A 25,147-nucleotide genomic window follows, 5' to 3' on the forward strand; every position below is an offset into this window, starting at 1 on the left:
GTCGATGAAGACACGACGCGCGGCAGTCGCCGCCAGCCTCGCCCTCACCAGCCTGCTCGCCGCCGCGTGCGGCGGCAGCGGCGGGGACAGCGGGGACGGCGGGCCGGTCACCCTCACGTTCCAGTCCCTGTCTGACCAGCCCGCCGCGATCGCCGCCACGAACAAGATCGTCGGGGCGTGGAACCAGGCGCATCCGGACACGCAGGTGAAGGTCGTCCAGGCCGGCTGGGACAGCGCCTACGACAAGCTGATCACCCAGTTCAACGCGGGCACCGCGCCGGACATCGTGCACTACGAGGCGGCCGGGATCGGCCCGTTCGCGACCGACGGCTACCTCGCCGACCTCTCCCCCTACCTGTCCGAGCAGAAGCGCGCGGACATCCCGAAGGGCGTGCTCGACTCGGTGACGGTCGACGGCAAGGTCGTCGCCTACCCGACCGAGCTGCAGTCCTATGTGGTCTTCGCGAACAAGAAGCTGCTGGAGCAGTCCGGCGCGCAGCTCCCGACCGGCGAGACGATGACCTGGGACCAGCTGCGCCAGATGGCCAAGACCGCCACGAAGGACGGCAAGTACGGCCTGGGCTGGGGCCTGTCGAGCCCGACCGCGACGTTCGTGGCGATGGCCCCGGCGTTCGGCGGCAAGTACTTCGAGGGCACCGGCGATCAGGCGCAGATCACCGTCGGCCAGGGCGAAATGGCGCTGCCGCAGCTGGTGCACGACATGAACGCGACGGACCACTCGATCCTGCCGGTGACGCTGACCCAGTCCGGCGGCAAGGCGCTGGCCCCGTTCTACGCGGGCCAGGTCGCGATGACCGTCCAGGGCTCCTACCAGGCGGCGAACATCGAGAAGGACGCGCCGAAGGACCTCGACTGGGTCGCGCTGCCGCCCATCGCGGGTCCGGCCGGCCCGGCGCAGGCGGCGAACCCGCAGACGCTGTCGGTCAACAAGGACTCGAAGCACGTCGAGCAGGCCGCGAAGTTCCTGGACTTCTTCACCAGCACCGAGAACCTCGCCGCGCTCAACGAGGCCGACACGCTGATCCCGGCGAGCAACTCCGCCCGCGAAGCGCTGGACAAGAAGCTCGGCGCCAAGAAGGGCTGGAGCACCATCCTAGCCTCGGGCAAGTACCTCACCTCGGCGCCGTATCTGTTCGCCGGCAAGTACGCGCAGTGGAAGGACACCGTCGCGACGCCTGCCTACCAGCGCTTCCTGGCGAACCAGATCGACGAGAACACGCTGGCGCAGCAGCTGAAGGACGGCTGGAAGAGCGTCGGCAAGTGACCGCCGCGCCGGGGCCGGACTCTTGCTCAGGTCCCGGCGCGCACGACAGGCGCGGGCCGCATGCCCGTGCCGGGGAATGAAGGGACAAGCCGGTGACCTGGCTGGAGGACCGCGCGGTGGCAGTGATCACCGGCGCGGCAGTGGGGGACGCGCTCGGCGGCGCGACCGAAGGGTGGACGCCCGAGCAGATCGAGGAGCGCCACGGCGGCCGGGTGACCGGGATCGTCCCGCCGTGGTACCCGAACTGGCGGGACGCGCGCCCGATCGCGCCGTATCACAAGGGCGACGGGCACATCACCGACGACACCTTGATGACCCGCGCGATCGTGGAGGTGTACGCGAAGCGCCGCGCGCACCTCGACGCGTACTCGATGGCCGAGGACCTGGTGCCGCTGATGATCGGCGAACCGCGCTGGGTGCCGGAGCTGGAGTCGACGGCGCTGTTGCTGCAGCGGGTTTTCCTCGCTGAGAAGTGGATCGTCGCGAAGCTGCATTACGGGCATGTGGACCCGCGGGAGGCGGGCGTCGGCAACATCGTGAACTGCGGTGCGGCGATGTACATCGCACCGGTCGGGGTGGTGAACCCGGGCGATCCGCAGGCCGCGTACGCCGAGGCGATCGACCTGACCGCGCCGCACCAGTCGAGCTACGGCCGGGAGGCCGCCGGGGTGCTGGCCGCGATGGTCGCCGCTGCGGTCGCGCCGGGTGCCTCGATCGACGACGTCGTGCAGGCTGCGCTCGCGGTGTCGCACGACGGGACGTTGGCGGCGATGCGGGCGGTGGTCGACGCCTTCCAGGGGTGGAACGCCGCGCCCAAGACCGACGACGAAGAGCGTGCGCTCGCGCGGAAGATCCGCGAGGTGGTGGCGCCGTTCGATTCGGTCGGGCCGGAGTACCGGCAGATGTCGATGGACGCGCGGCGGCCGTCGCGGACCAAGGCGATCGAGGAATTGCCTGCCGCGCTGGGGTTTGTACTGGGCCATCAGGGCGATTACCGCGGTGCGGTGCTGGCTTCGGTGAACTACGGCCGGGACGCCGATTCGATCGCGTCGATGGCGGGTGCGCTCTGCGCCGGTCTCGGCGGGGCGGCCTCGGTGCCGGACGAGTGGATCGACCCGATCGGCGAGGCCAGCAAGATGGACCTGCGCGAGACCGGGCGGCTGCTCGCTTCGGCCGCGACGGACATCGTCAAGGCCGACCGCGCGCGGGTCCAGGCGCGGCTCGCCGCCCTCGACGCGCTGGCCGCGGCATGAGGCTGACCTGGGCGCAGCCCGAAGACCTGCTCGCGCACGAGTTCGTCCAGTCCACTGTGGAGGGCAAGGACGTGACCTCGGTGCGGGAGCGCTGGATCGCCGCCGGCGGTGATCCGGTGCCCGCGGTGAGCGGGGCAGGACCGCGGCCGGCGCCCCCAGCGTTGCGGGCGCTGGCCCGGACGCTGCTGGACGAACTGGCCGCGCTCCCCTGCCCGCCCGCGCCGCACGAGCCCGACGGATGGGACGAGATCGTCGCGCTGCTCCCGCCCGCGCCGGTGCTCCCGGCTCCCGCCGCGGACCGCGCGCTCGGCGCGTGGACCGGCCGGGCGGCGGGTTGCCTGCTCGGCAAGCCGGTGGAGAAGATCCCGCGCGAGGGCATCGAGGAGATCCTGCGCGCGACCGGACGCTGGCCGCTGGACCGCTGGTTCACCGCGGTCGGCCTGCCGGACGACGTCGGGGCTCGGTGGCCGTGGAACCGCCGGTCGGCGCCGACTTCGCTGGAGGAGAACATCTCCGGGATGCCGGAGGACGACGACCTCAACTACCCGATCCTCGCACTCACGCTGCTGGAACGGCACGGCCGCGAGTTCACCGCCGACGACGTCGCGCAGCTCTGGCTGGAGCAGCTTCCGGCCGGGCGGGTGTTCACCGCCGAGCGCGCCGCATACCGGAACCTGCTGGACGCGCGACCGGTGCCGGAGACCGCGACGCACCTCAACCCGTTCCGCGAGTGGATCGGCGCGTTGATCCGCACCGACGTCTTCGGCTGGGTCTCCCCCGGCGACGTCCGCGGTGCCGCGCGGCTCGCGTGGGCGGACGCGCGGCTCAGCCATACCCGGAACGGCATTTACGGCGCGATGTGGGCGGCTGCGCTCGCGTCGGCGGCGATGGTGTGCGACTCCGTCCACAGTGTCCTCGATGCGGCGGAAACCGTTCTGCCGCCGGAAAGTCGGCTTGCCGAAGCCGTGCGGTTCGGGCGGGAGGCTGCTGCCCACGAAGACGGTCTGGACCGGTTGCATGCTCGCTACGGCGACCTGCATTGGGTGCACGTGCTGAACAACGCGGCGGTGATCGCGTACGCGCTGGCCCGCGGCGATGGCGACTTCGGGCAGAGCATCTCGCTCGCTGTCACGGCTGGCTGGGACACGGATTCCGCGGCCGCGACGGTCGGCGGCGTGGTGGGTGCGCTGGTGGGGGTCGACGGGATCGGCGAGCAGTGGACGAAGCCGCTCGACAACCGGATCGCGACGTCGTTGCCCGGCGGCGAGCAGCGGATCACCGACCTCGCGGCACGGACGGCCGGGGTGCCGCGATGACCGGGCGAGTGGTCGTGGTCGGGTCGGCGAATGTCGATCTGGTGGTCGACGTTCCGCGGCATCCGGGCGCGGGCGAGACCGTCCTCGGCGGGGATTTGCGGCGCAGTCCGGGTGGCAAGGGAGCCAATCAGGCGGTCGCCGCGGCGCTCGCCGGTGGCGCGGAGACGACGTTCCTCGGCGCGTTCGGGCCGGACGACGGCGCGGACTTTCTGCTGGCGTCGCTGACCAACACCGGGGTGCGGACGGACCTGGTGTCGCGAGTGGACAGTGCGACCGGGACCGCGTTCATCATGGTGTCGCCGGACGGCGAGAACTCCATTGTGGTCGCGCCCGGGGCCAACTCGCGGCTCTCGCTCGCCGGGCAGCAACTGGAGCGGATCGCCGCGGCGGACGTCGTGCTCGCGCAACTGGAGATTCCGCTCGAAGCCGTGACCGCTGCCGCCGCGGCCCGGCGAGCTGGCGCCCGGATGGTGCTCAACGCCGCGCCGTCCCGGCCGCTGCCAGAGCTCGATCTCGACGTGCTGGTGGTCAACGAGCACGAGGCGGCCGACCTGGCGGGTGCGTCCGGTGCGCCGGAGGAATTGGCCCGGATTCTGCAGCAGCGCGCACCCGCCGTGGTGATCACGCTCGGCGCGGCCGGTTGTGTTGTCGCTGAGCAGGAAATCGTGCACCTGCCCGGCTTCCGAGTGTCCCCGGTGGACACCACCGGTGCCGGGGACACGTTCTGCGGCGTGCTCGCGGCGGCGCTCGCCGAGGGGCGTCCGCTCCGCGAAGCCGCCGAACGCGCCGGGGCCGCCGCAGCGCTCGCCGTCACCCGGCCCGGCGCGCAATCCGCTGTCCCGACCGTCGCAGAGGTCGCCGAGTTCGCGGCCGGAGGAAACGCCCGATGACGTACGTGTTCGACCCGCTCGTCCCGCGCCCGATCGACCGGCCGACCGAGGTCCCGCTCGGCGCGCCGCTCTCCCCCGGGCAGCTCGCGGCGCTGGACGAGGCCAAGATCTTCGTCGGCCCGGCGGATCCCGCCGACCGGCCGGAATGGCGCGCCCGGCTGCGGCAGTGGCGTGCCGACGCGCACGAGCGGCACAGCTACCACGGCCGCGCCTACGACCGGCCGGAGGCCGCGTGGGCCGCCGGATGCCACACGGTCGCGCAGGTATGGCTGTGGGACGAGTTGCTGTATTCGTTCGAGGAGCACCGGTTCACGCCGGAGCGGTTCCTCGCCGACGCGCACCAGCGGTTCGGCGGCCTCGACGCGGTCGTGCTGTGGCACGCGTACCCGGTGATCGGTCTCGACGACCGAAACCAGTGGGACTTCTACCGCGACGTGCCCGGTCTCCGCGAACTGGTCGAGGTGTTCCACTCGGCGGGCGTGCGGGTGTTCGTGGACTACAACCCGTGGGACGTCGGCACGCGCCGCGGCGAGGACGACGCCGCGGAACTGGCCGCGGTGCTGGCCGATTTAGGCGCGGACGGCGTCTTCCTGGACACCTTGAAGAAGGCTGACCCCGCGCTGGTCGAGCAGCTCGAACGCGCGCGGCCCGGGGTCGTGCTGGAGGGCGAATCGAAGCTGCCGGTCGAGCGGATCGAGGACCATTCGGCGTCGTGGGCGCAGTTCTTCGCCGATTCACCGGTGCCGGGCGTGCTGCGTTCGCACTGGTACGAGCGGCGGCACATGCAGCACCACGTGCGGCGATGGCACCGCGACCACACCGAGGAGCTGCAGTCGGCGTGGCTGAACGGCGTCGGCGTGATGGTGTGGGAAGTCGTGTTCGGCGTCTGGGTCGGATGGTCACAGCGAGACGCGGCGACGGTGCGCCGGATGGTGTCCGTGCAGCGTGCGGCGGGTGAACTGCTGCGCGAGGGCGAGTGGACGCCGTTGGCGCCGCTGACGCCCGAGGCCGAAGCTGCCGGGGTTTACGCGTCGCGCTGGGAACTCGGCGACTGGACACTGTGGACGGTCGTGAACCGCTCGGACTCGGACTACCTCGGGTCTGTTGTAGACGGTCCGGTGATCGATCTGTTCGCCGACGGACGCGTGCCCGCGCGCGGCATTTCGGCGTTGCTGCGGGTCGCCGATGGCGCGGCGGAGCCCTCGTGGCTGTCTCAAGTGGCGACGCTCCCGCACGATCCGGACGCGCGTTTCCCGCATCGGCTCGCGTCGCGGGTCCAGCCGCAGCCGACGAACGGTACACCCGAGGACGACGCGGTCGTGGTGCCTGCCGGGCCGTATGTGCTGACGGTCCGGTACCGCGGCCGCGAGACCGGGATGTACCAGGGCGCGCCGTATGTGGACGAGTGGAAGCCGCTGCCGCCTCGGCTGCACGACGCCCGGACGCTGCAACGCGACGGTTCGCTGGCGTCGCCGGTCGCGGTCGCCGCTGCCGAGGTGACGAACGGCGAGTTCGCGAAATTCCTTGCCGCTACCGGGTATCAGCCGGTCGAGCCGCACCGGTTCCTCGCGCACTGGGCCGAGGGCCGTCCTCTCGCCCCGGACGAGCCGGTGACCTTTGTGGACCTCGACGACGCCCGGGCGTATTGCGCGTGGCGCGGCGGCCGGTTGCCGACCGAGGACGAATGGCAGCTCGCCGGGGAGACCGGCGGGCTGCGGCGCGGCACGCCCGCGGTGTGGAACTGGACCGAAAGCGAACACTCCGACGGGAGGACCCGGTTCGTGATGCTCAAGGGCGGCAGCGATTACCGCGCCGAGGGTTCCGAGTGGTACGTCGAGGGCGGACGGCACGCGCCGGGCTACAGCGTGAAGCTACTGCTGCCCGGGCTGGGGCTGGCGCGTGGCGCGACGGTCGGCTTCCGCTGTGCGTGGGACGTGACGCGATGACCGTGTCGAGGGAGGCGTCCGCCGGGGCGCTGGCCGGGCTGCGGGTGGTGGACGCGTCGACGCTGTTCGCCGGTCCGATGGCCGCGATGCACCTCGGCGACATGGGCGCCGAGGTGATCAAGGTCGAGCACCCGTCGCGACCGGACCCGTCGCGCACGCACGGGGTGGCCAAGGGCGACGTCAACCTGTGGTGGAAGACGTTGGGGCGCAACAAGCGCACCGTCACGGCGAACCTGAGCAGCGACGGCGGGCGCGAGGTGTTCCTGGCGCTCGCCGAAACCGCGGACGTGGTGATCGAGAACTTCCGGCCGGGCACACTCGAACGCTGGGGGCTCGGCTACGAGGAGCTGTCCGCGCGCAACCCCGGGCTGGTTCTCGCGCGGGTGACCGGTTTCGGCCAGTTCGGGCCGTACTCCCCGCGCCCCGGTTTCGGCACGCTCGCCGAGGCGATGAGCGGATTCGCCGCGGCCACCGGCGAACCGGACGGGCCGCCGACGCTGCCGCCGTTCGGTCTCGCCGACGGGGTCGCGTCGCTGGCCACCGCGTACGCGATCATGGTCGCGCTCGCCGGGCGGACCGCCAGCGGTCGCGGCCAGGTCGTGGACGTCGCGATCATCGAGCCGATTCTCGCCATGCTCGGACCGCAGATCACGCGATGGGACCAGCTCGGCACGGTCCAGCCGCGCACCGGCAACCGGTCCACGAACAACGCGCCGCGCAACACCTACCGCACGAGCGACGGGCAATGGGTGGCGGTGTCGACGTCGGCGCAGTCGATCGCGGAACGCGTGGTCCGGCTGGTCGGCCGTCCGGAACTCGCGGACGAGCCGTGGTTCGCGACCGGCGCGGACCGGGCGGCGCACGCGGACGTGCTGGACGAGGCCGTCGGCGGCTGGATCGCGCAGCACACGCGGGACGAGGTCGTGGCGGCCTTCGAGGAAGCGCAGGCGGCGGTCGCGCCGATCTACGACGCGGCCGACATTGTCGCCGACCCGCAGTTCCGCGCGCTGGGCACGATCCACGAGATCGAGGACCCGGAGCTGGGCACGACGTTGATGCAGGGGCCGCTGTTCCGGTTGTCGGACAACGACGGCGTCATCGGCTTCACCGGACGTCCGCACGGCGCGGACACCGACGAGGTGCTCGGTTCGCTGGGCTTCACGGCGTCGCGGATTGCTGAGCTTCGGGCGGAGGGAGCGGTATGACGCCCGCGCTGACCCTGCTCTACGTCCCCGCCGACCGGCCCGACCGCGTGGCCAAAGCCCTCGCCTCGGACGCCGACGTCGTGCTGGTCGACCTCGAAGACGCCGTCGCTCCCGCACAGAAAGACGCCGCACGGGACAACGCGATGCGGCTGTTGGCCGAGGTGCCCGCGTCGCGGCCGGTGCAGGTGCGGATCAACCACCCGGACACGCCGTGGCACGCGGCGGACGTGGCCGCAGTCGCCGCGCTGCCGGCGTGGGTGGGCGCGCGGCTGCCGAAGGTCGAGAGTTCGCTCGACGTCCGGTCGCACGCCGATGCCTTGCCAGGGCGGGAGTTGCACCCGCTGATCGAGTCGGCGCTCGGGGTGGAGCGGGCGCTGGAGATCGCGCTCGCTTCCCCGCAGACGGCGTCGCTCGGGCTCGGCGAGGCGGATCTGCGGTCCGACCTGCGGCTCGCTGACGAAGCCGGGCTCACCTGGGCGCGCAGCCGGATCGTGAACGCCGCCCGCGCCGCGCGGCTGCCCCCGCCGGCGATGTCGGTGTACGCGAACGTCCGCGACCTCGACGGCCTGGCGGAGAGCTGCCGGGCCGGGCGGGCGCTCGGCTTCCGCGGCCGCACGGCGATCCATCCGATGCAGCTGCCGACGATCCGCGCGGCGTTCCTGCCGACGGCGGAGGAGGTCGCGCGGGCGCGGGAGGTGCTGTCCCGAATGGACGGTGCCACTCAGGCCGGGGTGGGCGCGATCGCGCTCGCCGACGGGACGTTCCTGGACGTCGCGATGCGGGACCAGGCCCTGGCGGTGCTGGCGCTCGTCTCCGACTAGGCCTTGTCCGCGGAAACCAAGCGCAGCAACGGGTCGAAGCGGGCCGGGCCCTCGGTCGTCAGCTGCACCGGTTCCGCGACCGGCTGATATCCGGTCACGACGACGGTGTACTCGCCGGGGAACAGGTCCTCGACGGTGTAGTGGCCCGCCTCGTCTGTCACGGTGACGCGCTGGACCTGGCCCTTCGCGTCCAGCACTGCGACCTGCGCGCCCGGGAACGGACCCCGGACCGCGTGCACGGTGCCGGTGAGCCGGACCGACCGCGCCAGTTCGACGTTCTCGCGCACCGGCTCGGCGCCAACCTGGACATGGCGAGCCACCGGCTCCCGGCCGCCCGCCTGGACCAGCAGCAGATACGAGCCCGCCGGGGCGTCCAGCGCGAACGTGTTGTCCGCGCCGGTGGTGGTGCGGCGTACTTCGTGGGTCTCCAGGGACGTCAACGAAACAGCCGCGGTTTCCGCGGGCGTGAGGCCGCTCACCGCACCGGAAATCGCCGCGGGAGGCGCGCTTTGCGTTGCGCTGCGGCGTTTGCGCGTCCGCGACAGCAGGATGTCCACGACGCCGAACAGCAACGCGAGCCCGACCAGCGCGGTCGACCCGATCAGCCCGAGCGCGGTCGCGGAGTGGTAGTCCCCGTGCGAACGCCCGAGCTCGCCGAAGAACAGCGACCCGCCGAGCGCGGTGCCGACCGCGGAACCGATCCGCTGACCGGTCTGCAGCACGCCGGCCGCGGTGCCGCCTTCCGCGGGCGGGACTTCTTCCAGAGCGAGCGTCGAGTTCGGCGAAATCACCAGCCCGCTGCCGAACCCGCCGACGAACAACGGCCCGGCCAGCACGAACGCGGTGTTCGCGCCGGAGTAGTCGCGGACGAGCCACGCGGTCGCGGCGAGCCCGATCGCCACGAGCAGCGTGCCGAGCACGACCATCGGCCTGCCGAACCGGTGCACGAGCCGCCCGCCGATGGTCGGCGAGATCGCCGAGCCGATCGCGAACGCGAGCATCGCCGCGCCAGCCTGCAGCGCCGTGTAGCCGAGGCCCTGCTGGAAGAAGAGCGTCAGGACCAGGAAAATCCCGGTGAATCCGGCGAAGTAGACCATGCCGAGCGCGGAGCCCATCGAGTAGCTGCGCACGGTCAGCAGCTTCAGGTTCACCAGCGGCTGCTTGCCGCGGTTGCCGAGCCAGCGCTCCCACAGCACGAACAGCACGAGCAGCCCGGCCGCGACGCCCATCAGCCACCAGCGCGGCGCGGCCGCCTGTTCCTCTTCCTCGATCAGCGGCAGCATCACCAGCACGACTGCCACGCCGAGCAGCACGCTGCCGACCAGGTCCGGCGTCCGTTTCCGGCCGCTGCGCGCGTCCTTGGGCAGCAGCCGCAGCCCGAACAGGATCGCGAGAATCCCGATCGGCAGGTTGACGTAGAAGACCCAGCGCCACCCCTGGTCGACGCCGATGCCCTGGATCAGCAACCCGCCGAGCACCGGCCCGATCGCGGTGGAAAGCCCGACCGTCGCCCCGAACGCGCCGAACGCCTTACCGCGCTCGCGCCCGGAGAACAGCTGCTGCATCAGTCCGATGATCTGCGGGTTCAGCAACCCGCCCGCGACGCCCTGCCCCAGCCGCGCGACGACGAGCCAGGTCGCGTTCGGCGCGGCCCCGCAGAGCACGCTGGTCGCCACGAACAACGCCAGCCCGAGCAGGAACATCCGGCGGCGCCCGTAGTCGTCGCCGAGCCGCCCCGAGGGCACCAGCGCGAGCCCGAACGTGAGCGCGTAGCCGGACACGACCCACGAGACATCCGCGGGCGTCGCGCCGATCCCGTGCTCCATCGAGGGCAGCGCGACGTTGACGATGCTGACGTCGAGCAGCGTCATGAACCCCGCGATGAGGCACACCCACAAGGCGCGCCAGCGCTGCGGATCGGGCTCGGATGAAGGCGAAGCGTGCACGGACCGTCCTGATTCGAGACCGGTAAGATAATTACTGGTGTTAGAATACTCGCCCATGCCAGCGGAGCGGGACCACGTCGACGGAGTCATGGCGCAGATCACCGGCGTGCGCGAGGAAGACCGGGTGAGCAAGGCGCTGAGCTTCCGCCTGCTGCGCGCCGCCCGGCTGCTGGAAACGGAACTGCGCCGCGAATTCGACGCCTTCGGGGTCGGCCTGTGGGAAGTGGAACTGCTGGGCGCCCTCAAACGAGCCGGTCCCCCGTACCGGCTCTCGGCCGGGCAACTGCTGGACAGCATGCGCCTGACGTCCGGCGGGGTCACCAAACGCGTCGCCGGACTCGAACGCAAAGGCTGGGTCCGCCGCGACATCGACCCGGCCGACCGACGGCAGATCCTGGTGAGCCTCACCGACGAGGGACTGGCGCGGGCGCAGGAGGTGTTCGGGATGAAGACGCAGACGGAGGCACGGTTGCTGGGGGTTTTGCCGCGCGCGGAGCAGGAGCGGATGAATGCCGGGCTGCGGGAGTTGCTGCTGGACTGGGAAGGACCTGACGGGCGGGGGTGATCGGTTGGGGGCCGCAGCCATCGTCGCCACGGCGGATGCGCCGTCACGCGCGCTCACCTGCACCCGGTGCCGCGAAGCTCCCAGCCGGGCAGACTTCCGCACGCCGCGGCAGCCATCGCCGCCACGCGCACTCCCCTGCACACGATGGCAGCGCACCCGCTAGCGCGAAGTCCCTCACCCGGCAGGCTTCCGCACGCGGCGGCAGCCATCGCCGCCACGGCAGACTCGCCGCCACCCGCACGCGACGGCAACTCACCCCGCCACGGCCAACCTCCCGACCCGGCAGACTCCGCACGCGACAGCCGCCATCGCCGCCACGACAGACTCGCCGCCACCCGCACGCCACGGCAGCCCGCCCCGCCACGGCCACTTCGCACGCGGCAGCCGCCATCACCGTCACGACAGACTCATCGTCACGCGCACGCGGCCACAGCCCGCCTGCCGCGGCGCGCTTCCGTGTCCCGCAGACTCCCCGCACGCGGCTCTCGGCACCCGGCAGACTCGCCGCGCACGGGACCGGCCAACGCCACCGCGGTCTCGCGCGCGGACTGTGTCAGCCTCGCCGTCAGACAGGTTCCCCGCACACGGCAGCAACCAAGTCGGCGACGGCTCGTCGTCCGGCAGACGCCCGTCGGCGCCCGCGAACTCCCGGTAGACAGCTCCGCCGACGACACCCGCCGCGGGATCGGGCCGCGGGCTCAAGCTCCGGCGAACTCCCAGCACGTCGCTCCGTGTGGTTCCTCCGAAGCGACTCCCACCGCGCGGCGCAGGGTGAGCCGGTACAGGTGCCACGGCGGCGGGCCTGCGCTCGGAGCGCTGAAGGGTGCCGTCAGAGCATCCCCGGACGCCGTCGCTGGCCAGCCGCCGGAGCGGTAGACCTCGGCTAGGTGCGCCACGGTGTCGGTGTCCACCACGCGGTGGGCGTCGCCCTCGAGGACCAGGTCCAGGCCGCGCAGGCGTACCGAGATGCTGCATGCCGGGTTGGCCGCGAGGTTCCGCGAGCGGCGCGTGCCCGGGCCGCCGACGAAATACAGGGCGTCGTCCACCCAGACCGCGCCTACGCCCGCCGAGTGGGGGCGGCCGTCTGGGCGGACGGTCGCGACGAAGAACGTCAGGTCGGCGGTCGGGGTGTCGGAAACCAGGACATCGCGGGCGCGGCTCCACGGCAGCGGGGCGTTCCCGTAGCGGTCGAGGTTGCGGGTCGAGATCGGTTCGTAGTCAGTCATGCCTATGCGTCGAACGGGACGGCATCGAATCGACACGGCCCCGCGAGCAAAGGTCAGGCGGCTCCTAACGGGGCGGGGTGGTAGCGGAAACCGTCGCTGGCGCGGTCGATTCGGCCGGGCTCGAAATGCGCGGGCAGAAGAAGGGCGTCCCGTTCGACGGCCAGTTCGCACAGGGTCCGTCGGGACTCCGCGGCAGCGACTGGGTCTACGTCGCCGCCCTGGGCCAGCGTCAGGTCCGAGAACTGGAACGGGTGGTGCAGCACATCTCCGCTCACCAGCGCGTGCTGACCGCCGCCGCTGAGTTCGGCGATCAGGTGGGCGGTGGTGTGTCCGGGCAGGGAACGCAGGGTGATGCCGTCCGTTACCTCGTACGGGAGGTCGATCAGTTCGACCAGGCCTGCCTCCACTACCGGGAGGACACTGTCTTCGAATGTCCTCGCCAGGTCAGCTGCCACCCCGCCTTCGGGGGCCGCGGCGTGTACCTCTTGCAGCCAGCCGTATTCGTCGGCCGCGATCAGGTACCGGGCGCGCGGGAAAGTCGGGTCCCACGAACCGTCGACCAGCTGGGTGAAGCCGCCGCAGTGGTCTGGGTGCAGGTGGGTCGCGATGACGACGTCGACGTCCTCCGGCATGACGCCCGTCGCGGCCAGGCGGTCCAGGTACGGCGTGTCGAACTGGTGATGTGCCAGCAGGACCGGGCGTTCCTTCGCGTTGCCGTTCCCGGCGTCGAAAAGCACCGTCTGGTCCGGCGTGCGCACCAGGTACGTGGTGATCGACAGGTCGAGGTGGCCGCGGTGGTCCCCCAGTTGTTCGGGCGTGACAGCCGGGAACAGCTCGGCGGGGGCGAACGGCCAGTGGTCCAGTTCGGTGACCGCATCGATTCGCAGCGGCCCGAGCGTGACGGTCATCGGGGCACCGCGGCCATCGCCTCGATTTCCACGGCCAGCTCCGGTTTCGCGAGCGCGGACACTACGATCAGCGACTGCGTCGGCCAGTCGCTCTCCGGGAACCAGCGGCTGAACACGTCCCCCGTCGCGGCGCGGAAACCGGGCAGGTGCTCGGTGCCGGCGACCATGCTGAAAATCTTCACCAGATGCTCCGGCCCGGCGTCTGCCGCGGCGAGCACGCGTTCGATGTTCGCCAGCGCCTCGCGCGTCTGTGCTTCCGCGTCCGGCCCGGCGAGCGTGCCGTCCGGTCGTGCGCCGATCTGCCCGGCCACCACGACCAGCTCGTGATCAGCAGGAATCTGCGCGAGGTGGCTGTAGCGGCCGACCGGGCCCGCGACCGTCTCGGGATTCCAGCGCTTGCTCATCAGGGTTCCCCTCCCTTGGTTCGTGCCCACAGTTCACCACGAGGCACCGACAAAAACGGCCGAGGTCAGCCGATCGCGACCACCAGCTTGCCGAACTGGTCCCCCGCCGCCAGATCGGCCAGCGCACGCGGCCCGTCGGCCAGGTCGTAGACGTGGTGCACCACCGGACGTACGCGATGTTCCGCGACCAGCGCGACCATCTGCGCGAACTCCCGCGCGCTGCCCATCGACGTGCCCAGCAGGCTGATCTGGCGGAAGAAAAGATTGCGCAGCGACAGCGCGACATCCGGGCCGGTGGTCGCGCCGAGCGTCACCATCCGGCCGCCGGAGCGGAGGACGGAGAGGCAGGCGTCGAAGGTCGCCGAACCGATGCTGTCCACGACCAGGTCCACCGGTGCGCCGAGTTCGGCGGCCCAGTCGCCGCCGCTGCCGATCGCGCGGTCGGCACCCAGTTCCGTTGCCCTGGCGAGCTTTTCGGGGCTGCGGGAGGTGACGCTGACCGTCGCGCCCACGGCTTTCGCCATGGCGAGGGCGAAAGTCGCAACTCCGCTGCCGATGCCCGGCAGCAGCACGTGTTCCCCTGCGGTCAGCCCGCCGCGAGTGAACAGCGCCCGGTACGCGGTGAGCGCGGCCAACGGGAGGGCGGCGGCTTCGGTCCAGCTCAGGTGTTCGGGTTTCGGCACGACATTGCGCGCCGGGACGACGACGTATTCGGCCAGCGTGCCGTTCGTCGGCACTCCGAGAATGGCGGGGACTTCCGGGACCACGTCCGGCTCGGCCCAGTCGAGGGACGGGTTGATGACGACCTCGGTACCAACCTCGACGGCGGCGTCCGCACCGGCGGCGGCGACCACTCCGGCACCGTCCGAGCCCAGCACGGTCCAGGGGTCAGCCGGGCCGCGACTGTCCACGATGAACAGATCCCGGTGGTTCAGCCCGGCCGCCTTCAGCCGGACCAGCACTTCACCCGGACCGGGCGCCGGTGCCGGAACCTCCGCGACCCGCACCCCGCCGACTCCCGCCGCGCCCTCGTGGACGACTGCCCGCATCGCGTTTGTTGTCACGTCCGCGAACCTAACAGCCGCCCGCGCCCGCTGCCGACCTGGCGCGAATCCCGTCACAGCAGGGAATTTTCCGGTCCAGCCCGCAGTATGCCGACCGGTCCGAGCCGTTCTTTTTTCACTAGGCTAACTTGGATCTATGACTCCCCGCATCGCCGCCGCGGCCCCGTTCGCCGTGCTCGGCCTCGGGTGCGCGATCGCTGGCGGGCTGGCGTCCGCGGTCATCGCCCCGCAGCCGACGCCGCATGGTGCGTGGGCGGTCGCGTACTTGGTCCTCGTCGGCGGGATCGCCCAGCTCGGACTCGGGGTCGGGCAGGCATTGCTCGCCCCGGCGCTGCCGTCCCGTCGGCTAGTCGCCGCCCAGGTCGCGGCTTGGAATCTTGGAAATGCCGTCGCACTAGGCGGAACGCTCTCCGGGGTGACGCCCGTGGTGGACGTCGGCGGCGCGGTTCTGGTCGTCGGCTTGGCACTGCTGGTTCTCGGCGTGCGCGGCAGTTCGCCGGACGGTCGCACCCGGTGGGTCCGGCACGGTTTCCAGGCGCTCGTCGTGCTGCTGCTCGTCAGCATCCCGGTCGGACTCGTCCTCGCGCGGATCGGCCCGACCTGAGTCCCAGGTCACGCCCGCAAGCCCGTTCTTTTGCACTAGTATTCTCGTAAATACTCTTTCCGGGAGGTTCCCGTGACCGGCTCGTCCGAGGTGTACATCAGCGGCACCAGCACCGACCCCGCGTTCCGCGCCAGCGAAGCCCTCCGCGCCGAATCCGGCCGGGTGCTGGCCCAGTACCGGGAAAAAGCCGCCGTGGTCACGGAACTTCAGCTCGACGGCAGCGCCCGCGAGGAGGCCAACGCCCGGCTGATCGAGTTCGCGACGGGCCGGTTGACCGAGTACCTGTCCGCCGCGGACCGCGTCCTCAACGCGACCGCCGCCGGCGCCCCCGCGACGCGCCTGCTGGTCCGCGCCTTGCGGCGGATTCAGGACGCCGTGCTCCGCACCGTCGAGGAACTGCGGGAATCCGACACCTCGGCCCAGGTCAGCCATGCCGCGCAGGCATTGGACGCGCTTCTCGGCGCTTATCTCGACGCCGAAACCAGCGTCCTGCTGCCCGCGCTGGCCGATCTCCCCGGCGCCGACGTCCCCATCCTGGTCAACGACCTCCGCACCCTCCTCGACGGCGGCGAACTGGACCGCGCGGAAGTCCTCGACGTCCGCGAAATCCCGCACGGCACCCGGCATCCGCGCATCTTCGGCCGCTACGCGCGGCTCGCGCCCGGGGAATCGTTCGTGCTCGTCAACAACCACGACCCGAAGCCGCTGCGCCGCGAGTTCACCGCTACGCACGGCGAGGATTTCACGTGGGAGTACGTGGAATCCGGGCCGGAGAAGTGGCAGGTCCGGATCGGCCGCGCCGCGGTCCCGGCCTGACCCCCGATACCCGCGCCGACCCCCCTTCGGCGCGCCTCCCCGCGGCGGCCGGTCTCCCCCGCCCCGGCCGCCGCGGACCGGCTTGCTGCGCAACGGGAAACGCGCACCCGGCTGCTGCGCTTTGCGGGCGGAATTGCGTTGGCTGCCGCGAATTGGTGCCTCGCGCCTAACTGGCCGGTGCGGACGGGCTTGCTGGTGCATCAGAAACCCCCGCCCAGCCACGACACTCGGACGGAAAGCCCATGGCCATCGCGAACTGATTGCCGTGCAACAGAAAACGGTCATCCGGCCGCCGCGAATCTGCGACCCGCCGCGGAAAATCCAGCGTCGAACCGGCAAACAGTGCGCATGGTCAGCGACGACGCTTACCAACAGGCTTCAAGTGCGCCAAACACAACGACGGCTCGACAAACGCCTCCAACCGCTCCGCCGTCAGTGGCGCTCGTACCTCCTCCAGCACCCCGCGCATCAGCCCGAGATGCAGGCCGCACACCACGTCCCGGCGTTCTTCCGCGATCTCTCGGAACGGGCAGTGCCGCAACCGGATCACCGGCTGCTCTGGAGAACCCGACGGGTCCGGAGCGAAACCGGCGTCGCTCAGCACGGTGGACAGTCGGCGGATCCCCTCGGCCTCGTCGACGCGGCGGGTCGGCAGCGGGCGGTCGGCCAGGTAGCGGCCCCACGCTTCGCCTGCGGATTCCGCAGCTTTCCCGGGGTCGGCGACGTTTTCCGCGATCAGGCCGGTCAGCATTTCGGCGAGCAGGCGGTAGCTGCGGCGTCCCTCGGCTGCTTCCTCGGCGATCGCGGCGTAGACCGTCCGCGGGCGGCCGGGGCGGGTGCGGTCTTCCGTTCGGCGTTCGGCGAGGCCGGATTCGACGAGGCCGTCCAGGTGGAACCGCGCGGTGTTGGCGTGCAGGCCGACCTGTTCGGCGACGTCCTGCACCGCTACCGGAGCGTCCGCCGACCGCAGTGCGGCCAGCACCCGGGCCCGGCTCTCGCCCAGTGCGCGGGAGGCGGGCGGATCGGTCAGCGTCTGCTCGCTCATGCCGACCAGTTTAACCGAGTTGAATGAGGTTTTCTCCGCCATCCAAAATGGGGTACAGCGGGTGCGCGCTCGTGGAAGTGTGCGGGGCGAACTACTGCTGCGCGGAAAGGTCCGGTCGTGGCTGCCCGGCGACCAAGGGCGTGTCCACCCCGAGGTCGCCGAGCTTCTCCGCGCCGCCGGGGCTGTCGAGGGGCCCGTCGCGGCCGGGCAGGGTTTCGCTGAAGAACCGGGCGTTGTCCTCGGCGTAGATGCGCCACCGCTCAGGAAGGTCGTCCTCGTAATAGATCGCCTCGACCGGGCACACCGGTTCGCACGCGCCGCAGTCGACGCACTCGTCCGGATGGATGTACAGCGAGCGTTCGCCGACGTAGATGCAGTCCACCGGGCACTCGTCCACGCACGCCCGGTCCATCACGTCCACGCACGGCTCCGCGATCACATACGCCACGGCCCGCCTCCTTCCGCCGTCTTTTTCACCAATGTACTCGGCAAAAAGGTCAGCCCAGCGGAATGGCGCGGAAAACCCCGTCCGGGTCGTAGCGGTGTTTGACGTCCCGCAGCCGGGCCGAGTTGGGGCCGAAGACGTTCGCCGCAGGGACGTCCGGGCCCAGCAGGTTCGCGTACGCGCCGGGCAACGCATAGGGGGCAAAGGCCGCCGACGTGGCATCCGCCCAGGCTCGGTCGTCGTTGCCCTCCCCCAGCCCGAGGATCTCGACCATGAGGTGGTCCTCCCGCACGGGGAACGCCGTGTCCGCGGCCGGAATCCGGGCGGCGAGGCCGTGGAAGTGGTGGATCGACAGTCCGGACATCGGCGAGGTCCGGGCTTCCGCGCCCGAGACGAGCACTGACGCGGCCTCGGGCGTGAACGCCGGAAGCGACCGCGTGCGGATGGTGACTGAACGGCCGTTGGGGAACATCGCGTCCCGCCGCGCGATCTCCGCCGCATAGGACGACACCGGCTCGATTTGCGAGGCGAGCGGGGGTCCGAGGCGGGCGAGGAAGCCCTCGGGATCCGCGGCCCCGCACCAGGTCGGCCAGACCAGCACGCACAGCGAGCCGTCGGCACCGGCGAGGACACCGGTCTGCACGGTGAGTTCGTCCGGCGCGTCGGCCTGGATTTCGGCTACCGCAGCGAAAACCCGGGCCGCGTCCGACGCCGGGTACCAGACCGGGCCGGTCGTGATCTGCGGTGCCTCGTGCAAGCGCACGCCGAGCGCGGTCACTACGCCGAAATTCCCGCCGCCGCCCCGTAACGCCCACCACAGGTCCGGCAACCGCGAAGCGTTGGCGACCACGACCTCGCCGTCCGCGAGCACGACCTCGGCGCCGAGCAGATTGTCCGAGGCGAGGCCGTACTTGCCCAGAAAAGGACCGTATCCGCCGCCGAGCGCGAGCCCCGCGAACCCGACCGTGCCGATCGTGCCCACGACGGCGGTCAGGCCGTGCGCCTCCGCTCCCGCCAGCACATCGTTGGCCCGGGCGCCACCGCCGACCACCGCGGCGCGCCGCCCGGGATCGACCGAGACCCGGTTCAGCGGACGCAGATCGAGCGTGATCCCGCCGTCCGCGATCGCGCGTCCGGCCCAGTCGTGCCCGCCGCTGCGCACCGACAGCGGCAGACCCAGTTCGCGCGCGGCACGCACCGAAGCCTGGACATCCGCCGTGCGCCGGCATTCGACCACCACCGCCGGACGCGCGACGACGGCGGCGTTCCAGACCGCCGCCGCCGATTCGTACTGAGGGCCGGACGTGTGCACCTGCCCGGCGGGCAGTCGGGCCCGCAAGGCACGGGCGGCATCCTCGGCAGTCATGGGCGGCTCCCCTGCTCGTCGATTCCGACTCTAGGGCCGAACCAGCCGGAAAAGGCAGCCGCGCACCGAGATTCAGCGGTTCACATAAGCCGCCGACGCCTCGCCGAGCGCCTCCAGCGCCGCCCGGACCCCGCCGTGCGCCTCCTCGCCGGACCGGCACGCGGCGATGATCGTGCGGTTCAGCACCGGCCGCGTCGCGAGCATCCGGACGCCGTCCGGCACCGGTCCGCGGGCGAGCCGCGGGACGAGCGCGGCGCCGACATTGCCCGCGACGAGCGCCAGCTGCGTCACGTAACTCCCGATGGTGCAACTGATCCGCGGCTCCAGATCCTGCGAACGGAGCACGTGCACGAGCCATTCGTAGCAGCCGGAACGGCCGGTCCAGCTGATCCACGACACGTCGTCCACCTCGGAGAGATCGACCGTGCGGCGGTGCGCGAGCCGGTGCCCGGCGGGCAGCGCGAGATCGGCGACGTCGGAGAACAGCGTGACCTGCGTGATCCCCGCCGGCACCACGGTCGGCCGGTCCGCCCAGCTTTCGAACACCGCCACGTCGAGGTCCCCGGCGAGCACCTTCGGCAGCGTCTGTTCGGCTTCGCCCTCGCCCAGCGTCACGTTCAGCCGCGGGTGTTGTTCGGTGAGCATGGCGAGCGCGGGCGGCAGCAGCGCGTGCACGCACGTCGCGATCGACCCGATCCGCAGCGGCCCGAAGACGTCCTCGCGCAGCCGCTCGAGATCGGTGCGCGCCTCGGCCAGCTGAGCCAGCACGCGTTCGGCATGCCCGACCAGCACCTGCCCGGCGCGCGTGAGCCGCACAGTCCGGCCGCGCGGCTCCAAAAGCGCCAGCCCCGCTTCCCGTTCGAGTTTCGCCAGTTGCTGCGACACCCCCGACGGCGTGACGTGCAGCGCGGCCGCCGCGCGGGCGACCGAGCCGTGCTGCGCGACCGCGTGCAGGGCGCGCATCCGATCCACACTGAACACGGTAGGAATGCTACCGGATTTTACGCAGGAACATTCACTTGTCCTTGATAGTTAGCGCCCCCACCATAGAAGGCATGACCACCGAATCCGCCTCGTTGCCTGCCGCCGGCCCGATCGCCGCGCTCACCGGCCGCGCCGACCCCCGGCTGCTGGCCGCGGCGGGCTGCCTCTGCATCGCGCTGACCTCGGTGCTCATCAAGGTTTCCGGGGCCAGCGGCGCGACCAGCGCGTTCTGGCGTTGCGCCCTCGCGCTGCCGCTGCTCGCGATCCTCGCGTTCAGCGAGGCGCGGCGGACCCGCAAGCGCGCGAAGATCCTGCTGCCGCTGCTGGCCGGGCTCGGCCTCGGGCTCGACTTCGTCCTGTGGGGCGAGGCGATCCCGCGCGTCGGCGCGGGCGTCGCGACCATGCTGCTTTCGGTGCAGGTGGTGATCGTGCCGCTGCTGGCGTTCGTGTTCCTCAAGGAGCGGCCGGACCCGCGGTTCAAGTTCGTCGCGCCGACGCTCATCGGCGGGATCGTGCTCGCCGGCGGCGTGTTCGGCTCGTCGATGACCGGCTCGAACCCGGTGCTGGGCATGGTTTTCGCGCTCGCCGCGGGAGCGGGCTACTCGGCGTACCTGCTGTTGCTCCGGCTCAGCAGCACCCCCGCGACGCAGGTCCGCTCGCTGTCGCTGGCCACCGTGTCGGCGGGCTTCGTCTCCGTCGTGCTCGGGCTGCCGTTCGGCCGCCTCGACCTGGCGCCGAGCCTGCCCTCGCTCGGCTGGTTCGCCGCGCTCGCCCTGGTCGGCCAGGTCGTCGGGTGGCTGCTGATCGCCGGGGCGCTGCCGCGGCTGGCGGCCTCGACCGGCGCGACGATGATGCTGCTGCAGCCGGTCGGCGCGGTCGCGTTCGGCTTCCTGCTGCTGAGCGAACGGCCGGGCCCGCTGCAGCTCGTCGGCTGCGTGATCGTGCTCGGCGCGGTGTGCTTCGCCGGCCGCGGCGCGGGGAAGAAGCCCGCGGTTCAGCCGTCGGCCAAGCTCAGCCCGGCCGAGTCGAGCAGCCCGCGCGCCATGTCCCTGAACTCGTCGCGGCGGTGATCGACCAGGCCGTCGCCGCCGAGCAGGTCCGCCGCCAGCTCGTCGACCGGCCAGCAGACCAGCTTGCCGTGCCGCCCGAGCAGCAGCCCGACCTCCCGGATCCGGTAGAGGTCGGCGACGTCGAGCCAGGCATACAGCAGGATCTGCCACAGCCAGCGCCCGGCGCGGTCCGGATCGCCGACGGTCAGCACGGTCTTCACGTCCAGCAGCGTGCCGTCGGCGATCCCCGCTTCGGGGTCGAGCTTCCCGAGCAAGAGGTCGCCGTCGGCCCAGCCGGGCACGATGGTCGGCCCGGCGATCCCGAGCGGATAGCCCTCCGGCGGGGCGCCACCGAGCCGCCGCAGTTCCCACAGCGCGCCGTTGTCGTGTAAGCGTTTCGAGAGTTCCGCCAGCTCGGTCACCTGTGCGTCGGCGGGCAGGGCGCGCAGGTCCGCGATCGTGCCGCCGCCGTCGACGACCCGGGCGAGGCGAGGGTCGATGCGGCCCGAACGGTAGATGTCCTCGCACGCCGACAGCACCCAGTTCGTCCGCGCCAGCCCGGCTTCCGCGCCCGGTCCGCCGAGCATGCCGGGCGGGGCGTGCTGCGCCTGGTAGCGGCGCGCGCGTCCCAGCAGTTCGCCCCATAGCTCCTCGGCGCCCGGCAGCGCCCCGCCGTCCGGCAGCCCGTCGCCGAGGTCGAGCCAGGTCGCCGCGGCCGGACGGATGCCGAGCGCCCGCGCCTGGTACTCCGGCGGAAGCTCGTCGTGCGTCGGGTACTGGGCGGCTTGCGCGTGCGCCCACGGGCCGCTGCCCCACTGCGCCCGCACCATGCCGAGCAGCGCGTAGTACGGCGGCGCGGGCTGCACGAGGTCGGCGATCCGCTGGCCGAACGCACCGCCGATCTCGGCCCAGTGCTGCCGTGGCGGCCGCGCGAGCGCCGGACGGACCGGGCGGACGCCGTTCGCCGCCTCCTCGACCCGGCGCGCGGCCGCTGCGGTGCCGGTGAAGACGCGGGCGCACCAGCGCGCGAGTTTCCCGCGCGGGTCGGCCAGTTCGGACGTCAACGACACCCGGCCAGTATCTCCCGGGACAGGAACGGCAGCAGGAGATCGAGGAACTCGCGCGGACGGTCCAGCGGAATCAGGTGCCCGCAGTCCGCCAGCACGTGCCCGGTGAGGTCGTCGGCGATCGGGCGCAACTGCTGCTCCAGCGCATCGCCCACGGGGTTCGCGCCGATCGCCATCGTCGGGACGATCAGCCGCTTCGCCGCCGCTTCGGTCAGCTGCCGGGCGCTTTCCGGCATCGCGCGGTAGTACTCGAAGGCGCAGCGGAGCGCGTCGGTGCCGGTATACGCCTCGGCGAAGGCGGCTTGGACGTCCGCCGGAACGCCGCGGCCGAGCGTGCCCTGCTCGAGAAACCAGCCGACGTACTCCGCCTCGTGTCCATTAAGGACAGTCTCGGCCAGGCCCGGCACCGCGTGGAAGCCGAACCACCACGGCGGGCTCGCCGGGAAACCCCAGGGCAGCGACTCCATCAGCACCAGCCGGCGCACTCGCTCCGGCTGCCGCAACGCCAGCAGCAACGCGCTCGAAACCGCCAGATCGATGGCCACCACCTCGGCATCCGGCTCCCCCAGCGCGTCGAGCAGGCCCGCGACGTCAGCGGCGACCGTCCCAGCGTCGAAGCCGCTCTCCGGACGGCTGCTCGCGCCCAGCCCGCGCAGGTCCGGCGCGAGCACCCGGTACCGCTCGGCGAGGGTCGGGATGACCTTGCTCCACAGCTGCCAGGTGTGCGGGAATCCGTGCAGCAGCACCAGCGCGGGACCGTTCCCGGCGACCGCGACGTTCAGCCGGACCCCGTTCGCTTCGACCTGCCGCACCGCGTTCATCGCGCCTCCTGTGGTTACCATTGGTTACCAGCACACGGTAGGTAACTCCAAGGCTGCCGCCAAGACGGCACTTTCCCGACAGGTGGTGAGCCCGAGGTGACCCCCTCCGCCCGCGGCGATCTGTTCGACCCGGCCTGCCCGACGCGGCGGCTGCTCGACCGGATCGGGACGAAGTGGACGTCGATGACGGTCAAGATCCTCGCCGAGGCCGCGCCGGACGAGGTGCGCTTCGCGGATCTTCGCCGCCGCATCCCCGGGGTGTCGCAGAAAATGCTCTCGGTGACGCTGCAAAGCCTCGTCCGCGACGGCCTCGTCACGCGGCGGGTCGAGGACACGGTGCCGCCGCGGGTGCATTACCGGCTTACCGCCCTGGGCACGTCCCTGGAATCCGCGCTCGCGGCGCTGCGCACGTGGGCGGAGGAACACATGGCCGAGGTCGACGAGGCCAATCGGAAATCGGAGCGGTAATTTTCCGCACACCGGCGAGTCGGTCGGCCACCGCGAAGCGGATACGGCACACACTCGCGCAAGTGGAATCGCCAACCGAACGGGACCGCAAACCGGCACGGCACGCAATCGGGCAGTTCTTCGCGCATCCGCTCGCGTCGTTCCGCATCATCGTCGGAATCTGGGCGCTGCTGACGCTGCTCGGCGCGGTGATGGCGCTGTCGTCCTCCCCTGCCCCTGGAACCGGGGTGTACCAAGCGTTCTTCCGGCATTTGACGTTCGTCGCGTTCGGCGTGGTCGCCTTCGTGCTCGGACTGCGCGTCCCGTTTTCCCGGCTGCGCAAGGCCGCCACCCCGGCGCTCGCCGCCGCGGTGGTGCTGCTGCTACTGGTACTGACCCCGCTGGGTTCCGACCACGGCGGCGCGCAACGCTGGCTTTCCGCCGGGCCGTTCACCCTGCAGCCAGTGGAAATCGCGAAGGTCGCGCTGGTGTTCTGGGGCGCGCATTTGCTGGTGTCGAAACAGCAGGTGCTGCACCATTGGCGGCATCTGCTGGTGCCGCTGATCCCGGTGACGCTCGCGTTGTGCGCGCTGCTGCTGGCCCAGCCGAATCTCAGCGGCACGGTCACGCTCGCGCTGATCACCTTGGGCTTGCTGTGGTTCGCCGACGCGCCGAAGCGGTTGTTCGCCGCCATTCTCGCCGGCGGGGTCGCCGGAATCGTCGCACTCGCCCTTTTCGCCAGTTATCGTCTCGCGCGCATCCTTTCTTTTCTTTCGCCGAATCCCGACGCGAGCGGCAGCGGCTACCAGGCACAGCAGGCGCAATACGCCCTGGCCGACGGCGGCTGGTTCGGCGTCGGACTCGGCCGCGGCGCGGCGAAGTGGAGCTATCTGCCGGACGTCCAGAACGACTTCGTCTTCGCGCTCGTCGGCGAGGAACTCGGGTTCGCCGGTTGTCTCGTGGTGCTGGGGCTCTTCGGCTACCTGGCGGTGATCGGCCTGCGCACCGCGGCGCGGGTCGCCGATCCGTGGGTGCGGCTCGTCGCCGGGACCACCACCCTGCTGCTGGTCGCGCAGGCGCTGATCAACATCGGATACGTCTCGGGCGCGCTGCCGGTGACCGGCGTGACGCTGCCGCTGGTGTCCGCGGGAGGCACGTCGCTCGTGGTCACGATGCTGCAGTTCGGCATCCTCGCCCAGGCCGCGCGGGAGGAACCGGCCGCGCGGACGTTCCTCGCCGGGCTGCGGAAGAAGGGCTCCGGTACAGTCCCAGCGTGATCACCAAGGCACTCTCCGCCACCTGCGCGGCCGTCGCGCTCGCCGGGCTGGCCGCGTGCTCCAACCCGACCGGCAAGTCGTGGGCGATCACCTACGAGATCACCTCCGACCAGCAGACCACGGCCACCGGCGTCGCCTACGGCGAATCCGGCAACCGCTACGAGGACAAGGTCGCGCCGCACCAGCTCACCGGCCCGCTCGGGCTGCCGTGGAAACAGGACGTCGTGGTCAGCGCCGGACAGAAAGCCTCGGTCACCGCCACGCCGTCGACTGCTGCAACGTTGCGCTGCCGGATCCTGCTGGACAAGACGAAGGAACTCGCCAAGGCGAGCGCTCCCGGTCCCGGCAAGCCGGTGACCTGCGAGCACACCACCGACTCCTGACCCGTCCCGGAGCG

General features: G+C 71.5%; 25 protein-coding genes. 14 read left to right on the forward strand and 11 right to left on the reverse strand.

Annotated features, from left to right (window positions below; translation table 11 throughout):
• The first annotated feature begins 4 nt into the window (after positions 1–4).
• The 7 genes from PUT80_RS12700 to PUT80_RS12730 all read left to right on the forward strand — a co-directional run bounded on the left by PUT80_RS12700 (position 5) and on the right by PUT80_RS12730 (position 8,716).
• Complete coding sequence (locus PUT80_RS12700; protein ID WP_275292049.1) at positions 5–1,285, forward strand: sugar ABC transporter substrate-binding protein; 1,281 nt, start codon at positions 5–7, stop codon at positions 1,283–1,285.
• 92 nt (positions 1,286–1,377) lie between these two features.
• A complete protein-coding gene (locus tag PUT80_RS12705) occupies positions 1,378–2,538 on the forward strand; it encodes an ADP-ribosylglycohydrolase family protein (protein ID WP_275292050.1) in 1,161 nt (386 codons plus the stop codon).
• Complete coding sequence (locus PUT80_RS12710; RefSeq protein WP_275292051.1) at positions 2,535–3,854, forward strand: ADP-ribosylglycohydrolase family protein; 1,320 nt, start codon at positions 2,535–2,537, stop codon at positions 3,852–3,854. The genes PUT80_RS12705 and PUT80_RS12710 overlap by 4 nt, the downstream gene beginning before the upstream one ends.
• Positions 3,851–4,744 (forward strand): ribokinase, encoded by an 894-nt coding sequence (locus PUT80_RS12715; RefSeq protein ID WP_275292052.1) that lies wholly within the window; start codon positions 3,851–3,853, stop codon positions 4,742–4,744. Before PUT80_RS12710 ends, PUT80_RS12715 begins: the two co-directional genes overlap by 4 nt.
• Positions 4,741–6,690 (forward strand): SUMF1/EgtB/PvdO family nonheme iron enzyme, encoded by a 1,950-nt coding sequence (locus PUT80_RS12720; RefSeq protein ID WP_275292053.1) that lies wholly within the window; start codon positions 4,741–4,743, stop codon positions 6,688–6,690. Before PUT80_RS12715 ends, PUT80_RS12720 begins: the two co-directional genes overlap by 4 nt.
• Positions 6,687–7,895: a CoA transferase gene (locus PUT80_RS12725; RefSeq protein WP_238605827.1), complete on the forward strand. Its 1,209-nt coding sequence runs from the start codon at positions 6,687–6,689 to the stop codon at positions 7,893–7,895. Before PUT80_RS12720 ends, PUT80_RS12725 begins: the two co-directional genes overlap by 4 nt.
• A complete protein-coding gene (locus PUT80_RS12730) occupies positions 7,892–8,716 on the forward strand; it encodes a CoA ester lyase (RefSeq protein WP_275292054.1) in 825 nt (274 codons plus the stop codon). The genes PUT80_RS12725 and PUT80_RS12730 overlap by 4 nt, the downstream gene beginning before the upstream one ends.
• On the opposite strand, the gene PUT80_RS12735 is transcribed toward PUT80_RS12730, so the two are convergent.
• Positions 8,713–10,662, reverse strand: coding sequence for an MFS transporter (locus PUT80_RS12735; RefSeq protein WP_275292055.1), 1,950 nt, complete (start codon positions 10,660–10,662; stop codon positions 8,713–8,715). The genes PUT80_RS12730 and PUT80_RS12735 overlap by 4 nt on opposite strands.
• A 55-nt stretch (positions 10,663–10,717) precedes the next feature.
• Here PUT80_RS12735 and PUT80_RS12740 point away from each other — a divergent pair, with 55 nt between their 5' ends.
• Positions 10,718–11,227 (forward strand): MarR family transcriptional regulator, encoded by a 510-nt coding sequence (locus PUT80_RS12740; protein ID WP_037811479.1) that lies wholly within the window; start codon positions 10,718–10,720, stop codon positions 11,225–11,227.
• A 698-nt stretch (positions 11,228–11,925) separates the two neighbouring features.
• On the opposite strand, the gene PUT80_RS12745 is transcribed toward PUT80_RS12740, so the two are convergent.
• The 4 genes from PUT80_RS12745 to PUT80_RS12760 all read right to left on the reverse strand — a co-directional run bounded on the left by PUT80_RS12745 (position 11,926) and on the right by PUT80_RS12760 (position 14,829).
• Positions 11,926–12,453, reverse strand: a complete 528-nt coding sequence (locus tag PUT80_RS12745; protein WP_037811477.1) for a pyridoxamine 5'-phosphate oxidase family protein — start codon at positions 12,451–12,453, stop codon at positions 11,926–11,928.
• Positions 12,454–12,506: 53 nt separating this feature from the next.
• Complete coding sequence (locus PUT80_RS12750; protein ID WP_275292056.1) at positions 12,507–13,361, reverse strand: MBL fold metallo-hydrolase; 855 nt, start codon at positions 13,359–13,361, stop codon at positions 12,507–12,509.
• Entirely contained in the window at positions 13,358–13,765 is a 408-nt protein-coding gene (locus PUT80_RS12755) for a RidA family protein (protein ID WP_238605822.1), read from the reverse strand. Before PUT80_RS12755 ends, PUT80_RS12750 begins: the two co-directional genes overlap by 4 nt.
• A gap of 65 nt (positions 13,766–13,830) precedes the next feature.
• A complete protein-coding gene (locus PUT80_RS12760; protein WP_238605821.1) occupies positions 13,831–14,829 on the reverse strand; it encodes a zinc-binding dehydrogenase in 999 nt (332 codons plus the stop codon).
• Between the two features lie 136 nt (positions 14,830–14,965).
• Between PUT80_RS12760 and PUT80_RS12765 the strand changes: the two genes are divergently transcribed.
• Both PUT80_RS12765 and PUT80_RS12770 read left to right on the forward strand, forming a co-directional pair.
• A complete protein-coding gene (locus PUT80_RS12765; RefSeq protein ID WP_275292057.1) occupies positions 14,966–15,433 on the forward strand; it encodes a hypothetical protein in 468 nt (155 codons plus the stop codon).
• 72 nt (positions 15,434–15,505) lie between these two features.
• On the forward strand, positions 15,506–16,249 hold the full coding sequence (locus PUT80_RS12770; RefSeq protein WP_037811473.1) for a DUF2249 domain-containing protein: 744 nt from the start codon (positions 15,506–15,508) through the stop codon (positions 16,247–16,249).
• 352 nt (positions 16,250–16,601) lie between these two features.
• Here the strand turns inward: PUT80_RS12770 and PUT80_RS12775 are convergent, their stop codons facing one another.
• From PUT80_RS12775 to PUT80_RS12790, 4 genes are all read right to left on the reverse strand, one after another.
• Positions 16,602–17,294: a helix-turn-helix domain-containing protein gene (locus PUT80_RS12775; RefSeq protein ID WP_275292058.1), complete on the reverse strand. Its 693-nt coding sequence runs from the start codon at positions 17,292–17,294 to the stop codon at positions 16,602–16,604.
• Positions 17,295–17,385: 91 nt separating this feature from the next.
• On the reverse strand, positions 17,386–17,742 hold the full coding sequence (gene fdxA / locus PUT80_RS12780; RefSeq protein WP_275292059.1) for a ferredoxin: 357 nt from the start codon (positions 17,740–17,742) through the stop codon (positions 17,386–17,388).
• A gap of 49 nt (positions 17,743–17,791) precedes the next feature.
• On the reverse strand, positions 17,792–19,105 hold the full coding sequence (locus PUT80_RS12785) for an FAD-binding oxidoreductase (RefSeq protein ID WP_238605819.1): 1,314 nt from the start codon (positions 19,103–19,105) through the stop codon (positions 17,792–17,794).
• 72 nt (positions 19,106–19,177) lie between these two features.
• Positions 19,178–20,086 (reverse strand): LysR family transcriptional regulator, encoded by a 909-nt coding sequence (locus tag PUT80_RS12790; protein WP_134661737.1) that lies wholly within the window; start codon positions 20,084–20,086, stop codon positions 19,178–19,180.
• A 74-nt stretch (positions 20,087–20,160) separates the two neighbouring features.
• Between PUT80_RS12790 and PUT80_RS12795 the strand changes: the two genes are divergently transcribed.
• Positions 20,161–21,159, forward strand: a complete 999-nt coding sequence (locus tag PUT80_RS12795; protein WP_037811463.1) for a DMT family transporter — start codon at positions 20,161–20,163, stop codon at positions 21,157–21,159.
• Here the strand turns inward: PUT80_RS12795 and PUT80_RS12800 are convergent.
• Together PUT80_RS12800 and PUT80_RS12805 are read right to left on the reverse strand one after the other, a co-directional pair.
• Complete coding sequence (locus PUT80_RS12800) at positions 21,084–22,208, reverse strand: hypothetical protein (protein ID WP_051728852.1); 1,125 nt, start codon at positions 22,206–22,208, stop codon at positions 21,084–21,086. The two genes, PUT80_RS12795 and PUT80_RS12800, sit on opposite strands and share 76 nt — an antisense overlap.
• Complete coding sequence (locus PUT80_RS12805) at positions 22,199–23,026, reverse strand: alpha/beta hydrolase (protein ID WP_199817549.1); 828 nt, start codon at positions 23,024–23,026, stop codon at positions 22,199–22,201. Before PUT80_RS12805 ends, PUT80_RS12800 begins: the two co-directional genes overlap by 10 nt.
• A 96-nt stretch (positions 23,027–23,122) precedes the next feature.
• Between PUT80_RS12805 and PUT80_RS12810 the strand changes: the two genes are divergently transcribed.
• The 3 genes from PUT80_RS12810 (at position 23,123) to PUT80_RS12820 (ending at position 25,133) form a co-directional block, all read left to right on the forward strand.
• Positions 23,123–23,494 carry a helix-turn-helix domain-containing protein gene (locus tag PUT80_RS12810; RefSeq protein ID WP_037811461.1) on the forward strand — a complete coding sequence of 124 codons (372 nt, stop codon included), beginning with the start codon at positions 23,123–23,125 and terminating at the stop codon, positions 23,492–23,494.
• Between the two features lie 62 nt (positions 23,495–23,556).
• Positions 23,557–24,750: a putative lipid II flippase FtsW gene (gene ftsW, locus PUT80_RS12815; protein WP_275292060.1), complete on the forward strand. Its 1,194-nt coding sequence runs from the start codon at positions 23,557–23,559 to the stop codon at positions 24,748–24,750.
• Positions 24,747–25,133, forward strand: coding sequence for a hypothetical protein (locus PUT80_RS12820; protein ID WP_037811455.1), 387 nt, complete (start codon positions 24,747–24,749; stop codon positions 25,131–25,133). Before ftsW ends, PUT80_RS12820 begins: the two co-directional genes overlap by 4 nt.
• Positions 25,134–25,147: the final 14 nt, after the last annotated feature.

The sequence above is a fragment of the Amycolatopsis sp. La24 genome, assembly GCF_029087445.1.
In the GTDB taxonomy this organism is placed as follows: Bacteria; Actinomycetota; Actinomycetes; order Mycobacteriales; family Pseudonocardiaceae; genus Amycolatopsis; species Amycolatopsis nivea.